Source organism: Corynebacterium meridianum (assembly GCF_016342265.1).
In the GTDB taxonomy this organism is placed as follows: Bacteria; Actinomycetota; Actinomycetes; order Mycobacteriales; family Mycobacteriaceae; genus Corynebacterium; species Corynebacterium meridianum.
On sequence record NZ_JAEIOS010000009.1, the window covers coordinates 121,834 to 135,711 of the forward strand.

Here is a 13,878-nt window from a genome sequence, read left to right on the forward strand (position 1 = left end):
GAGTGCGGAGAACCGTAAAACCATCCTCCACATGGGCAAAGAACTAAGTGTCGCCTTACCTGAAATGAATGCCGGTACCGTTATGCCCGCACGGAACAATACCCCCGGAAACACCCCCGATCAACGACCGTCTCCCGCGCAGCACCCCGGAAGAAACCTGATCGTCGACCCGCCCGTACAAGGCGGTCCGTCCCAGGACGAACGGTGGTTGCACCGTGGGGTGCGGTCACCTGTACCGGAGCACCCCGGGGCGGTGCCGGGCACCGACGGAAAACCCCCGCCGTTGCCGTGGAGCTACGCCACGGCGACGGCGGGGTCGTTGACCGCGCTACAGGAAATACACGGATCAGTGGGGGTTGATCACGCGCCCCCAGGTGGACTTGTTGCCCCAGATGTTCTGACGCAGACCCTCGAGCTGCAGAACCTGGGAATGGTCGACGAACAGGTTGCACTCGTTGCCGTAGTTCTTGACGTACCACTCGAACACGGGACCGTCGGCGGCCTCGAACATGACGTTCTCGAGGCCGAGACCGTTGATGATGGAGGCGGCGGCGCCGGTGTTCCACTCCCGGACGTTCTCGGTGATGCCCTCAGACTCAATCATGATGATCGACGCCCCGGCGTCGAGAGCGCGCTTACCGCGGTCGATGAGGTCCCCGATGTCCTTGGCCCCCTCCGCGGCGAGCTCGGCCTCGGAGGAGTCGCCGCCGGAGCCGATCTGGATACCCAGCTCGGGCTTGGCCTTCAGTCCGGCCTTGACGACCTTCTCCACCAGTCGCTCGAGACCTGAGGTCGGGAGCATGATGAAGCCCGTCGAGATCTCAATGACGTCGAAACCGACCTCCTTGGCCTCCTTGAGGTAGTGGTCGACGGCGTCGTCGCCGTAGCGCAGGACCGTCTCGATCCAGCCACCGGAGGAGACGTAGGCGTCATTCTCGTGGGCGATGTCGGAGAACTTCCGGACCTGCTCGGTGGGGCACAGCGCGAAGGAGCCGCCGGCCCACTTGATGCCGTCCACCCACTGGCCGGCCATGTCGAACACATCCTGGAGGTGGCGGGTGCCGAAGGTGTCGTAGTAGGGCGCGCGAACCTCGGTCATGCCGTAGGAGCGGGGCTTGGCGGGCCGCTTTGCGCGGGGAACGAAGTTGAAGGAGACGTCGAAGTCGATGGCGTTGGACATGGTGGTGCCTTTCTGTTGATGGTGCGGTATCAGGAGCGGGTCGTGGAGACCCGGGCCAGCAGGTCGGTCAGCTCGGAGATCTCGGCGACCTCATCGAGCCGGTGGACGGTCTCGCAGATCTCGGTGCGCAGGGCCTCGTCGGTGAAGGGCTCGGCGAGAGCGGTGAACTTCGCCACCGCGCCGTCCCAGTCGAGCGGCTGGGAGTGGAAGCCGTCGTAGGCGGATTCCACGGCGTGGTACTCGGTGCCGTCGTTCATGACGATGACGAGGTCGGCGGGCATCTCGTTCGGGAAGCGGTCAGAGAAATCGTCCGACGGCGTGATGGTGACCTTGCCCATGAGCGTCTGCACGTCGTCGGCGATGATGCGCTCCGCCTCGTACTGGGCGGGATTGAGCTCCCCGTCGAGGATCGTCACTGCGAGCATCCACGGCAGGGAGTGGTCGGCCTCCTCCTTAGTACGGATGGAGCGCTTGTCCCCCTCCTCGCCGCCGCCGATGATGGAGTAGGCGACGTCGAAGGTGGTCAGACGCACCTCCTTGATCTCGGCGGGATCGAAGTCGTGCTTTCCCTTGAGTTCCAGCGCCGCCTCGAGGGCGGACTGGGAGTGGATCTCGGCGTTGTACTTCTTGATGATGGTGCGGGTGACGGACTCAAGGTCCTCCTTCGACCAGTCGAGCTCGTAGTCGCCGGCGAGCGCCTTGAAGCCCTTGTTGCCCTCGAACACAGCCTCGGGACCGGTGATGCCCTTGCCTGCGAGAAGGGCGTAGAACATGCCCTCCTTGGAGGTGTGCGGGTAGGCCAGTCCCTTCCAGTGGGACAGGTTGCCGGTGCGAGTGACGCGTAGTGCCACGTTGGCGGTGGCGGTCATTGCGGCCGCGTTGGCGATGCCGTCGGCGTCCAGGCCGAGGGCGAGCGCGGCGGATGCGCCCGCAGCGAAGGCGCCCTGGGTGGTGTGGTCGAAGCCGAGGGCACGCACCGGTGCGACGTCGGAGAGCCGGGTGTGGATCTGGTAGGCGACGGCGAAGGCGGTGAGGAAGTCCCGCCCGGACGCGCCGGCGACCTCGGCCGCGGCGAGAACGGCACCCATGTTGTCAGAGGGGTGGTTGGTCTCCCCCTTGGCGAGGTAGGCGTCCATGAAATCGAGGTAGCGGGATGCCGCGGAGTTGTGGAAGGCGGCCAGGTCGGCGGCGGTCTTGCCGCCACCGATGAGGGTGGCCTGTCCATTGCCGCCGAGGTCATCGTTGAGCGAGCGGATCGCGACGAGAACGTCGGAGTCCAGCGCGCCGACGGCGACGCCGAGGGTGTCGAGAACGCGGATCTTCAGCTGCTCCAGCGCCTCCGGCGACATCTGCTCGAGCTTGGCGTTCGCGGCGAAGTCCGCCATCTGCTGAACTTCGGTGCGGTTCGTGGTCACGGGGTACGTACCTTTCTGGTGGGGCAGCCTCGGGCGGGCCGTCTTTGCGGTCCCGCACCCCACTCTGTCGGGAAGGCTACCCTTACAGTACGAGCGTTCTGTTTAGAGTCAACGGGCCCCCTTCGGGGTCGGCAGGCACCCGCCCCGGGGGACACACAGCAGCCCCGTCACGTGGCGCGCGGGGGTGCATTCACCGTCCACACTCCCCCGCCGCCCGGGCCGCGCCACCGACGCCCACCCCGCACACAGCGGAGAGCCTGCGTCCAGGCCGGACCATCGTCGCTGGACACACCTTCACAGCTTCCGCGTTCATCAACCGGACCGGACACCGTCCGCGGATCCGGGCCGGTTCGCCGGATCGGGGATGCAGCCGTGCGGAAGATGTCACTCCACGGACCCCCATCACCCCCGTCCGGCCCACTACACCACCACCAACGAGAGCGGAAATTCAATCCGGAAAATTACCCCCACAATCAACCCCGAACGGTTGTATCCGTGTCTGTCGGAGCCGGGTGGCGGGAGCACCACACGGCGAAAACGCCCGCCCCGCACCCGTTGATGACGGGGTGCGGGGCGGGCGTTTTCGCCGGCCCGTGGAGCCGGAATACCTGTGTCTAGGCGGTGGCGTCGAGCGGGTTCTTGACCCAGCTCATCAGGTCACGCAGCTTGACACCGGTCTTCTCGATCGGGTGCTCGGCGATCTTCGCGCGCATGCCCTCGAGCTCCTTGTTGCCGCCCTCGACATTGGCAAGGAGGCGCTTGACGAAGCTGCCGTCCTGGATGTCCGAGAGGACCTCCTTCATGCGCTCCTTGGTCCCTGCATCGATGATGCGGGGTCCAGCCACGTACCCACCGAACTCGGCGGTGTCGGAGATGGAGTAGTTCATGTTGGCGAGGCCGCCCTCCCAGATGAGGTCGACGATGAGCTTCATCTCGTGGAGCACCTCGAAGTAGGCCATCTCGGGGGCGTAACCGGCCTCGGTCAGAACCTCGAAGCCCTGCATCATCAGGGACTCGAGACCACCGCAGAGCACGACCTGCTCACCGAAGAGATCCGTCTCGGTCTCCTCGCGGAAGGTGGTCGGGATGACACCGGCGCGGGCACCTCCGATGGCCGCGGCGTAGGACAGCGCGAGGTCGTGACCTTCGCCCCGGGGGTCCTGGTCGACGGCGATGAGGCAGGGAACGCCCTTGCCGTCGACGAACTGACGGCGCACCAGGTGGCCGGGGCCCTTCGGGGCGACCATGGCGACGGTGATGCCGTCGGCCGGCTCGATGAGGTCGAAGTGGATGTTCAGTCCGTGACCGAAGAAGAGGGCGTTGCCGTCGACGAGGTTGGGCTCGATGTCGTCGGTGAAGATCTGGGCCTGGGAGGTGTCGGGGGCGAGCAGCATGATCACATCGGCCCACTCGGAGGCTTCGGCGTTCGACTTGACCTCGAAGCCGGCCTCACGGGCCTTCACCGCGGACTTGGAGCCGTCGCGGAGGCCGATGCAGACCTCGACACCCGAGTCCCGCAGACACTGCGCGTGGGCGTGTCCCTGGGAACCGTAACCGATGATCGCGACCTTGCGGTTCTGGATGATCGACAGGTCAGCGTCGTCGTCGTAGAGAACTTCAATTGCCATGGTGCTGTGTGTTCCTTTTCCTCGAATTGAGATGTATCGGTCGAAAAACGCATCGGATGCGATGTGTTCCAGCTTAGATGTTCATTCCCCGTGTGCAGCGGCGGGTGTGCCGGATGGGGCGGTTGAGCGCGGAACCTCGTGGACTGTGGAGGTACCGCATGGGGGCATACGGACGGGATCGACGTACGGACACCCCGTCGGGGTCAGCGTCCGCTGGCGGGGGCCATGGTCCTGGGGCCACGGCAGAGGGCGATCTCACCGGACTGGATCATCTCACGGATGCCGAACGGGGCGAGGACGTCGAGAAGCGCCTCGAGCTTCCCCGGGGTTCCGGTCGCCTCGATGACCACGGCGTCGGGAGAAACGTCGATGACTCGCGCCCGGAAGATGTTCGCGGCGTCGACGATCTGCGGCCGATTGCCGGCATCCGCGGAGACCTTGACCATCATCAGCGCCCTGGCAACGGTGCTCTCCTCCGGGAGACGGACGACCTTGAGCACGGGGATGAGCTTGTTGAGCTGTTTGGTGATCTGCTCAATCGTGTGCTCATCGCCCAGTTCCCCGTCGATGACGATGGTGATGCGGTTGATGCCGTCGACGTCGGTGATCGCGGAGACGATGGATGCGATCGGGTAGCCACGACGGGTGAACAGTCCCGCGATCCGCGAGACGATTCCATCGACGTCCTCGACGAGGACTGACAGGATGTAGCGGTTCTTCGGGAACATCAGTTCTTCTCCTCGGTGTGCTTGGCGGCGTCATTCGCGTTGCCCTCGATGGCCTTCTCGACGTCAGCCAGGGCAGTCGCCGCCGAGTCCTCGTCGAACAGCGGGCGCAGATCCTTGGCGTACTGGATGTCGGAGTTGGAGTGGCCGGCGGCGACCATGGGCCAGACCTGTGCATCTTCCCCGACGATGAAGTCGATGACGACGGGACGGTCGTTGATCTCTCGGGCTCGCCGGATGGCCGGGATAACGTCCTCCTCACGGGTGACACGGATCGCTTCACAGCCGAGGGCTTCGGCGAGTTTGACGAAGTCGGGCACGTACTCGCCCTGCTTCCGCAGTCGGGTGTTGGAGTAGCGCCCCCCGTAAAACAGTGTCTGCCACTGACGGACCATACCCAGGTTCCCGTTGTTGATCAGCGCGACCTTGATGGGGAAGCCCTCGACGGCACAGGTGACGAGCTCCTGGTTGGTCATCTGGAAACAGCCGTCGCCGTCGATCGCCCAGACCTCCTTGTCCGGCATACCGGCCTTCGCACCCATCGCCGCGGGTACGGCGTAACCCATCGTCCCGAGACCACCCGAGTTGAGCCAGGTACGGGGGTTCTCGTAGTCGATGAACTGAGCCGACCACATCTGGTGCTGACCGACGCCGGCACAGTAGATGGCATCCGGCCCGACCTCCCTGGACAGTGTGTTGATGACGTACTGGGGAAAGATCGTGCCGTCATCGTTGCCCGTCCAGCCACGCGGGAACCTGTCACGGAGCCCGTTCAGGTAGGAGACCCAACGGTCGATTGCCGGAGGATCCAGTTCAAGCTTGCGGTACATGGTCAGCAGAGCGTCCAGGACCTCCCGGGCGTCCCCGACGATCGGGACGTCGGCGTGGCGGATCTTCGAGATCTCGGCCGGGTCGATGTCGGCGTGTATGACCTTGGCGTCCGGGGCGAAGCTGTCGAGGTCGCCGGTCACCCGGTCGTCGAAGCGCGCACCGATGGTGATGAGCAGATCAGAGCGTTGCATGGTGGCAACCGCCGAGACGCTGCCGTGCATCCCCGGCATACCCATGTGCTGCGGGTGACTGTCAGGGAACGAACCCAGTCCCATGAGTGTGGTGACGACCGGTATTCCGGTGTATTCGGCGAAGGCGAGCAATTCAGCGTGCGCATCGGCCTTGATGACACCACCACCGATGTAGAGACAGGGGCGCTCGGAGGCGGCGATCATCCGGACCGCTTCCTCGATGCGGCGGTGGTGCGGGGTGGTGACGGGCTTGTATCCGGCGAGGGACATCTCGGGCGGCCAGACGAAGTCACACATGGCGTTCTGGACGTCCTTGGGGACGTCGATGAGAACGGGCCCAGGCCGACCGGTGGAGGCGAGATGGAAGGCCGCAGCCACGGCTGCGGGGATCCGGTTCGGGTCCGTGACCATGTAGTTGTGCTTGGTCACCGGCATCGTGATACCGCGGATATCCGCTTCCTGGAAGGCGTCGGTACCCAGCAGGGTGTGGCCGACCTGACCTGTGATGGCGACGACCGGGACCGAATCGAGGTGCGCGTCAGCGAGAGGCGTGACGAGGTTCGTCGCCCCGGGGCCGGAGGTGGCGATGCACACACCGACTTGACCGGACGCCTGGGCGTATCCCTCCGCGGCGTGACCCGCGCCCTGTTCGTGCCGGACGAGGACATGCCGGACCTTCTCCGATGAGTAGAGCGGATCGTACAGCGGCAGGATCGCACCGCCCGGAATGCCGAATACGACATCCACCCCGAGTTCCTCGAGTGAGCGGACGATCGCCTGCGCTCCGGTCATACGCTCGGGGGCGGACGGTTCTGCGTCCTTCGCCAGCATGGCGGGACTGGGATGATGACGAGCTGCCACGTTCACGACGTCGGGCTCCTTTTGGGATGGTCTCGGTGAAATACGATCAGGCGGGTACTGGCTTCGCCCCCGACACAGGGAGTGCCGGCGGTTGTTTTCGGGGGCAACAGGGGCGAGAATGAACAAAACCCCCGTTCACTCACCGTCTGTGCGGTGGTGCCGAGGGCGTTTGACTTCACGACTTGTACGGCCGCTACGGCAAACGCCGGCTGCTTACGGGTACAAGTCGAATGTTGGTCATGTCACGAGATGTTACACAGGCCCCGGTAGGTTACGGCAACTTACGCCACCCCATCCCATACCCCCGTCCACGTGGTGGGACGGGCCCCATTCCGGCGGAACGTCATATCGCCAGTGATTCGGAGCACAAACCCATTCCTTTCCGGTCGATGCCGCACCATGGCCCAGGGGTGAGAAATCACCCACCACTCCGACGCTGAAGCCACCCCGTCTACCGCGTTAACCTGTCTCCCATGCCGACTCTCCCCATCTCCTACATCCTGTCCAGTTGGTGGCAGTGGATCATCGATCCCGGTATCGAACTCTCCATCATCATCGTCCTCGCGTTCCTCGTCCCCAGGTTCGGCCGCCTCGCGATCCGGCTCATCACCCGCCGGCTCGACCCGACTGAACAGGAGTCGAAGCAACGCCTAGCGATCGTCGGGACAGCCGTCTACCTTGTCCAGCTGATCGCCTACTTCTTCCTCTCGATCGCGGCCCTCAAGCAACTCGGCGTACCGCTGGCCGGAGCAGCGATCCCAGCTACCGTGATCTCCGCGGCCGTCGGTCTCGGCGCACAGTCGATCATCGCCGACTTCCTGGCCGGCTTCTTCATCATCTCCGAGAAACAGTTCGGCGTCGGCGACTGGGTCCGCTTCCAGGGTCCCGGAATAGACGTCGAAGGAGACGTCATCCAGATCACCATGCGGGCCACCCGCGTGCGTACCCTGGCCGGGGAAACCGTGAATATCCCGAACTCCACCGCGCGGGTCTGCATCAACCACTCCAACTACTGGGCACGGGCCGTCGTCGTCATGCCAATCCCGCTGCTCGGTTCCGATTCGATCGAGGAAGCGGTGAAGCGCTCCACCGACGCTACACTCCGCGCGCTGGAACAACCGGACATCGCCAAGGACGTCACGGGTGAGCTCGACGTCCATCCCTCCGTGGGCGTCGAGGAGCCGAATACCGTCGGCATGCCCTGGATGGTGAACATGCGGTTCATCGTGCAGGTCAACCCGGCCCGCCAATGGGCCGTCGAACGTGCGATCCGGACGAAGATCATCGAGGAGTTCTGGAAGGAGTACGGCTCCGCCACGACCATCTCCGGCGCGGTTCGGAACACCCTCGACGCGGATGCTCCGCTGCTCGAGCGCGCGCTGACCAGAAGCCCTCTCATCGACGTCGACTATGACGCTGAAAGCGGCGAGCGGACCGGTGCCGGGGACATCACGGACAGCGGAGAGGGCCACACCCCGGTCAAAGGCTCCGGTGCCACAGGCGCAGAGGCGGGGAAACTCGCCACGGAATCCATCTCCGAACCGCGGGAACACAGGGCCGATTCCGAGAGCGACCGTTCCCGGTCCGATGTCTCCACCAAGGATCCGTCAGACACCAACCTGGATGACCCGAACGAGGTGAATCCTTCCGCGTCTGGAGCCCACCTCACGATCGATTCGACAGGATGGCGCAAGGTCATCTCCTTCGGAGACAGGGTGCGTCCATCCACGACGGGGCTCTGTCTCGCGCTGGTGGCACTGCTCTTCTTCAAGGGCTTCACCCTGGACCCTGCGGATGTCGCAGCCGAAACCGAGGACATCCTCCCCACGCCACCGACGGAGGTGACCTCGATCAGTCAGACGGCGACGCCGTCGAGACAGAACAGCGCCACCACTTCACCGAACCGGCGGGATACCCCAGTTCCCCGCCAACCACAGGAATCGGGGACGACCCCCGCGCCACCGACGACGTCCACGCTCCCGCAGCCCACCGAGACACCGGATTCCACGGGAAGGACTGGAGACCGTGGAACCCGGACCACGGTCAACCCCTGACCCCGAGGTGACTGCGGTACCGGCCATTCAATAGAATCAGCAGGTATGTCCTCCACGAGCCCCGATGCTGATCCAGACTCCGGCGACACCGCCGACGGAGCCAACGGAACAACCCCGGTCACCGCCACGGTGTTCCGGCCTGACCGGACACATCTCCTAGGTGCCTGCCTGATGCTCCTGACCAGCCTGCTCACGGTGGGAGCCGCGCCAAAGCTTCTGTTCTGGGTACTGCTGCTGCCCTTCGTCTACGCCTACTGGGTGCTGAAATCACGCACCACCATTGACGCGGACGGCATCACCGCCGTCAACGCGTTCTCGACCAATCGGAGCATCAGCTGGGAGGACTTGTCCGGGATTCGTTTTGGATCGGGTAGCTCGCACGCCCGCTCACACGACGGGCGGGAGTTCGCTCTACCCGGTGTATCGTTCAACAGCGTGCCTGATCTCGCCGCCTCCTCCGGCGGCCGAATCCCCGACGTCATCGCCGCTGGACGGGCCGCCTCGGACGACAAGGTCGTGGTGATGCGCCGCGACGGTCGCCAGATCGTCAAGACCCGGGAGGAGGCGGCCCGCGAGATCCTCGCCGCACAGGAGGAGATCGAGCAGGCGGAGAAGAAACGTGCCGCAGCGAAAAGACGCAGCGGCATGGAACCCGGCGGCTGGTACCGAACAGATGCCGAGGGCAACCCCATCACCCGGGAACTGGGAGAACCCGATCCCGGCGCCCCCGCCAGAGACAACCGATCCGAAGATTCCTGAAACACAGCCACCATTCCCTTTCCACGGACACCCTGACCAGCCCTGACAAGCAGAAGACAGCCCCCATGATCCCCTTACGCTCAAGAGTCACCACAGTCGGACGTAACGCCTCCGGTGCCCGCGCCCTCTGGCGCGCCACCGGAATGAAAGACAACGACTTCGGGAAGCCGATCGTCGCCATCGCGAACTCGTACACCCAGTTCGTCCCCGGCCACGTACACCTGAAGAACGTCGGCGACATCGTCGCAGAGGCCATCACCGCCGCGGGCGGTGTCCCGAAGGAGTTCAACACGATCGCCGTCGATGACGGCATCGCGATGGGCCACGGCGGCATGCTCTACTCCCTTCCCAGTCGCGAGATCATCGCGGACGCCGTCGAATACATGGTGAATGCCCACACCGCCGACGCCCTTGTGTGCATCTCCAACTGCGACAAGATCACTCCGGGCATGCTCAACACCGCCCTACGGCTGAACATCCCCACCGTTTTCGTCTCCGGAGGACCGATGGAGGCAGGCAAAGCCGTCGTCGTCGACGGCATCGCCCACGCTCCGACGGACCTCGTCACCGCCATTTCCGCGTCTGCGAACGAGGGTGTCGATGCACCGGGTCTCTCCCGGATCGAGGCATCCGCCTGCCCGACCTGCGGTTCCTGCTCCGGCATGTTCACCGCGAACTCCATGAACTGCCTCACCGAGGCACTCGGGCTCTCCTTGCCCGGTAACGGCTCTACACTCGCCACACACAGGGCCCGCAGGCAGCTCTTCACCCGAGCCGGCGAAACGATCGTCGAATTATGTCGGCGTTACTACGGCAATGAGGACACCTCCGTTCTGCCCCGGTCCATCGCAACCAAACACGCTTTCAACAACGCGATGGCGCTCGACATGGCCATGGGCGGCTCCACGAACACCGTGCTGCACATTCTCGCCGCGGCTCAGGAAGGTGAGGTGGACTTCGATCTCGCCGACATAGACGATCTCTCCCGGAAGGTGGGGTGTCTTTCGAAGGTGTCGCCCAACTCCGACTACCACATGGAAGATGTGCACCGGGCCGGCGGCATCCCCGCCATACTGGGAGAACTCCACCGGGGTGGGCTGCTCCACGACGACGTCCACTCGGTACACTCGCCAGATCTCCAATCCTGGTTGGACGCCTGGGATATCCGCGGCGGAAAAGCTACCACCGAGGCGATCGAGCTGTTCCACGCCGCGCCGGGCGGTGTGCGGACGACCGAACCGTTCTCCACTGAAAACCGCTGGGATTCCCTCGACACCGACGCGGTCAACGGATGCATCCATGACGTCGAACACGCACACACTGCCGACGGCGGTCTCGCGGTCCTGCGAGGCAACCTCGCCCCGGACGGCGCGATCATCAAGGCGGCAGGCATCGACGAGGAGCTGTGGCACTTCTCCGGGCCAGCCCGGGTAGTGGAATCACAGGAGGAGGCGGTCTCCGTGATCCTCAAGAGGGAGATCCAGCCCGGTGAGATCCTCATCGTCCGGTACGAGGGTCCCTCGGGTGGGCCGGGTATGCAGGAGATGCTGCACCCGACGGCCTTCCTGAAGGGATCGGGTCTGGGAAAGAAATGTGCCTTGATCACCGACGGTCGCTTCTCCGGCGGGTCCTCGGGTATCTCGGTCGGACACGTCTCCCCAGAAGCTGCGCACGGAGGACTCATAGGTCTGATCCGGGACGGCGACACCGTGACCATCGACATTCATCAGCGTCAACTCTCCCTCGACGTCGATGACGCCGAGATCGAGCGCCGTCGCGAGGAGATGAACGCTTCCGAGAGACCGTGGCAACCCGTGAACCGTCAGCGCACGGTGAGCAAGGCTCTGCGGGCCTACGCGAAGATGGCCACCTCAGCGGACAAGGGAGCTGTCCGGCAGGTCGACTGACGTCTCAGCACCCCGATGCACGGAAAGGTGGTCCCTCCCCTACGGGGAGGGACCACCTTCAGGTCTTTTCCGGGTACCGCTATCACAGTGTCGGGCCATCACCTGTCCCGACCACAGCTCGGTCGCGGTGGGCCCGTGCACCGCATCCCCTCCAGCCACTCCTGATCTCTGCCGGTGGATTCCTCGGGTACGACCGCTCGGGTGTGAACCCGACGGTCGTACCCGAGAACGGCATGATGAAAATCACGAGCCTCAGGGACATCGGTTGCGGCAGCCTGGGAACCCCACACCGCACAGTAAACGAAGGTGCCGACCACAGCTCTACTCCGAGAGCGTTATCCTCCGCCCCGGAACGCGGGGACAACGATCACGGTGACGCTGACACTGCCCGGCAACCCGTAGATGAGGACGCTGGACAGGTCCCCACAGCTCGGGACGCCTCCGCAGCTGGGCACCGGCTTTCTTCTAGCAGGTGTCGGTTCCCCGTGTCCGGATCACCCGTTGAACGGGTTGTCACCTCCGGTGACCAGCCACCAGAGGCCGATCGCGCAACCGATGCCGATCAGGGCGAACACGATGGAGCTCCACAACGGGCGACGTGCCCAGCTGCGGCCGAAGTCCAGCGATACACGTCCCGGCCCGGTGAGCTGGAGCCCGACGGCGATGACCGTCATCAGTGCACCGAAGCGGATGCCATCGCTCCACTCGACCGGGTTGACCGAGGTGTCGGAGATGTTGATCTGGTGAAGTGCGAGGAATGCGGTGGACACGGTGGCGAGCGCCGCCGCGAGCGGGGTGACCAGACCGAGAACCAGGAGAACACCTGCGGCGAGCTCGACGCCGGGAACCGCGATGGCGAGGATGCCGGCGAGGTCATAGCCCGAGAACTGTTCCTCGAGCCCCGAGATCCCACCGCCGTTACCGAGTCGGAAGAACACGGACACCGAGTGGAGGATGAGCGCCGCACCGAAGACGATCCGGATGAGGAACAGTCCGAAATCCATCGTGCCGCGTTTGGCGTCCGGTTCCTCCTGCTCGACAGGTTCTTCGGGGTAGCCTGTTTCGACGGGGGCGACCTGGGACGGAGCCTGCTGCACCGGTGCCGCGGCACCCGTCATCACGGGCATGGTTGTCGTGGGCTGTGCCGTGGCGAAGTCCGCGTCGGCGTAACCTTGTTCGGGCTGTGTGGAGCGCGGCTCCGGGCTGTGACCTGCAGCGGGGAACACCGCGGTCGCGGAGTCCTCCGTTCCGGCACCGACGGACTGCGGGGCGGCACGACCGGCCCGGTCGTACACGGTGTCGCGGGGGACCTCGGCCGCGGGAGTGCGGTCCGCGTCCGCCTGGGGCGCATAGGTGGGTATATCGTTGTCGTCAAAGTCTCCGGGCACTGCCCGGTCGGGACGGGGATCATTGTTGTCGTTCATACCTTGAACAGTATGTGAGCCGCAGCAGTTTTGTCCGTACCGGCCCCGGGCGCGTCGACATTTTGACTCGGAATCGTTACGACATCCACCGGCCGGGCGGATCCGGTAACGGTTCTACGGTTCAGTGGCAGGCCGAAAGCTGGGCCGCGAGGGCATCGTGTTCCGCAGGTGTGACCCACAGGTGGTAGCGGTGTTTGACGGTGATCTGCCGCTTGACGTACTCGCAGCGGAAATCGGGGTTCGGGGGCAGCCAGGTCGCTGCGTCGGCTGCACCTTTCTCCTGGTTTATCGGTCCAGAAACCGCCAGGAGGTTGTCGGGGTCGTTCGCGAATGCACGGCGCAGCTCCGGATCCAAGTCCTGCGCCCCCTTCATCCAAGCGTCCGCCAACGCGACTATGTGATCGACCTGAACGGCGTTGCTGGTGGCGGCCCCACGGACGAAGTCGATCTGCGTACCCGTGTAGTAGTCATTCAGCAGTCCCGACTCGACGACGCAGTCCCGGGTCCCCGGCCGGAACTCCACCCGGATGAGGTCCCGGGCGAGAATGTCGTTGCGGGTGTCGCAGCCGTTGTGCCCGAGTCCGATCTCGACATCGTCGCTCCAGCGCTGGCCGAAAGCCTCCCGGGCATAACCCGTCAGCGGCGCGCGCTCACGCACCGGCAGTTCGGCCAGCATGTCGCGGTAGAGCTGAGGTCCCGGCCAGGTGTCACCCGCGGGTTCTCCGGCAACTTCTCCGGGGGCACCGTCCCCATCCACCGTACGATCCTCGACGACACCCAACAGGACGGACACCAGAATGACCGCGCACGTCACCAGGAATACGGTGACGACCGCGACCGGGGTCAGGCCACGCCAGCGGGTTCTCGTGGTTCTCACAAGCCGCTACCGTAGCACTGGGCGCT

Annotated in this window: 10 protein-coding genes; 3 read left to right on the plus strand and 7 right to left on the minus strand. The window is 64.8% G+C overall.

Annotation, left to right across the window (positions count from 1 at the left end; all coding sequences use genetic code 11):
* Positions 1 to 346 precede the first annotated feature (346 nt).
* From JDV75_RS00615 to JDV75_RS00635, 5 genes are all read right to left on the minus strand, one after another.
* The gene (locus JDV75_RS00615) at positions 347 to 1,180 is read right to left on the minus strand and encodes a phosphosulfolactate synthase (protein WP_198735696.1); all 834 of its coding nucleotides are present in this window, start codon (positions 1,178 to 1,180) and stop codon (positions 347 to 349) included.
* A 29-nt stretch (positions 1,181 to 1,209) separates the two neighbouring features.
* Entirely contained in the window at positions 1,210 to 2,565 is a 1,356-nt protein-coding gene (locus JDV75_RS00620; protein ID WP_198737643.1) for an MmgE/PrpD family protein, read from the minus strand.
* Positions 2,566 to 3,209: 644 nt separating this feature from the next.
* Positions 3,210 to 4,223 carry a ketol-acid reductoisomerase gene (ilvC, locus tag JDV75_RS00625; protein ID WP_198737332.1) on the minus strand — a complete coding sequence of 338 codons (1,014 nt, stop codon included), beginning with the start codon at positions 4,221 to 4,223 and terminating at the stop codon, positions 3,210 to 3,212.
* A gap of 203 nt (positions 4,224 to 4,426) precedes the next feature.
* A complete protein-coding gene (gene ilvN / locus JDV75_RS00630) occupies positions 4,427 to 4,951 on the minus strand; it encodes an acetolactate synthase small subunit (RefSeq protein ID WP_198737333.1) in 525 nt (174 codons plus the stop codon).
* Positions 4,951 to 6,837 carry an acetolactate synthase large subunit gene (locus JDV75_RS00635; RefSeq protein ID WP_198737334.1) on the minus strand — a complete coding sequence of 629 codons (1,887 nt, stop codon included), beginning with the start codon at positions 6,835 to 6,837 and terminating at the stop codon, positions 4,951 to 4,953. Before JDV75_RS00635 ends, ilvN begins: the two co-directional genes overlap by 1 nt.
* 467 nt (positions 6,838 to 7,304) lie before the next feature.
* Here JDV75_RS00635 and JDV75_RS00640 point away from each other — a divergent pair, with 467 nt between their 5' ends.
* From JDV75_RS00640 to ilvD, 3 genes are all read left to right on the plus strand, one after another.
* The gene (locus JDV75_RS00640; protein ID WP_198737335.1) at positions 7,305 to 8,885 is read left to right on the plus strand and encodes a mechanosensitive ion channel family protein; all 1,581 of its coding nucleotides are present in this window, start codon (positions 7,305 to 7,307) and stop codon (positions 8,883 to 8,885) included.
* Positions 8,886 to 8,930: 45 nt separating this feature from the next.
* Positions 8,931 to 9,644 (plus strand): PH domain-containing protein, encoded by a 714-nt coding sequence (locus tag JDV75_RS00645; protein ID WP_198737336.1) that lies wholly within the window; start codon positions 8,931 to 8,933, stop codon positions 9,642 to 9,644.
* A gap of 65 nt (positions 9,645 to 9,709) precedes the next feature.
* A complete protein-coding gene (gene ilvD, locus JDV75_RS00650; RefSeq protein ID WP_198737337.1) occupies positions 9,710 to 11,551 on the plus strand; it encodes a dihydroxy-acid dehydratase in 1,842 nt (613 codons plus the stop codon).
* Positions 11,552 to 12,045: 494 nt separating this feature from the next.
* On the opposite strand, the gene JDV75_RS00655 is transcribed toward ilvD, so the two are convergent.
* Positions 12,046 to 12,975, minus strand: coding sequence for a DoxX family protein (locus tag JDV75_RS00655; RefSeq protein WP_198737338.1), 930 nt, complete (start codon positions 12,973 to 12,975; stop codon positions 12,046 to 12,048).
* Between the two features lie 121 nt (positions 12,976 to 13,096).
* Complete coding sequence (locus tag JDV75_RS00660) at positions 13,097 to 13,852, minus strand: HNH endonuclease family protein (RefSeq protein ID WP_248097010.1); 756 nt, start codon at positions 13,850 to 13,852, stop codon at positions 13,097 to 13,099.
* Positions 13,853 to 13,878 lie beyond the last annotated feature (26 nt).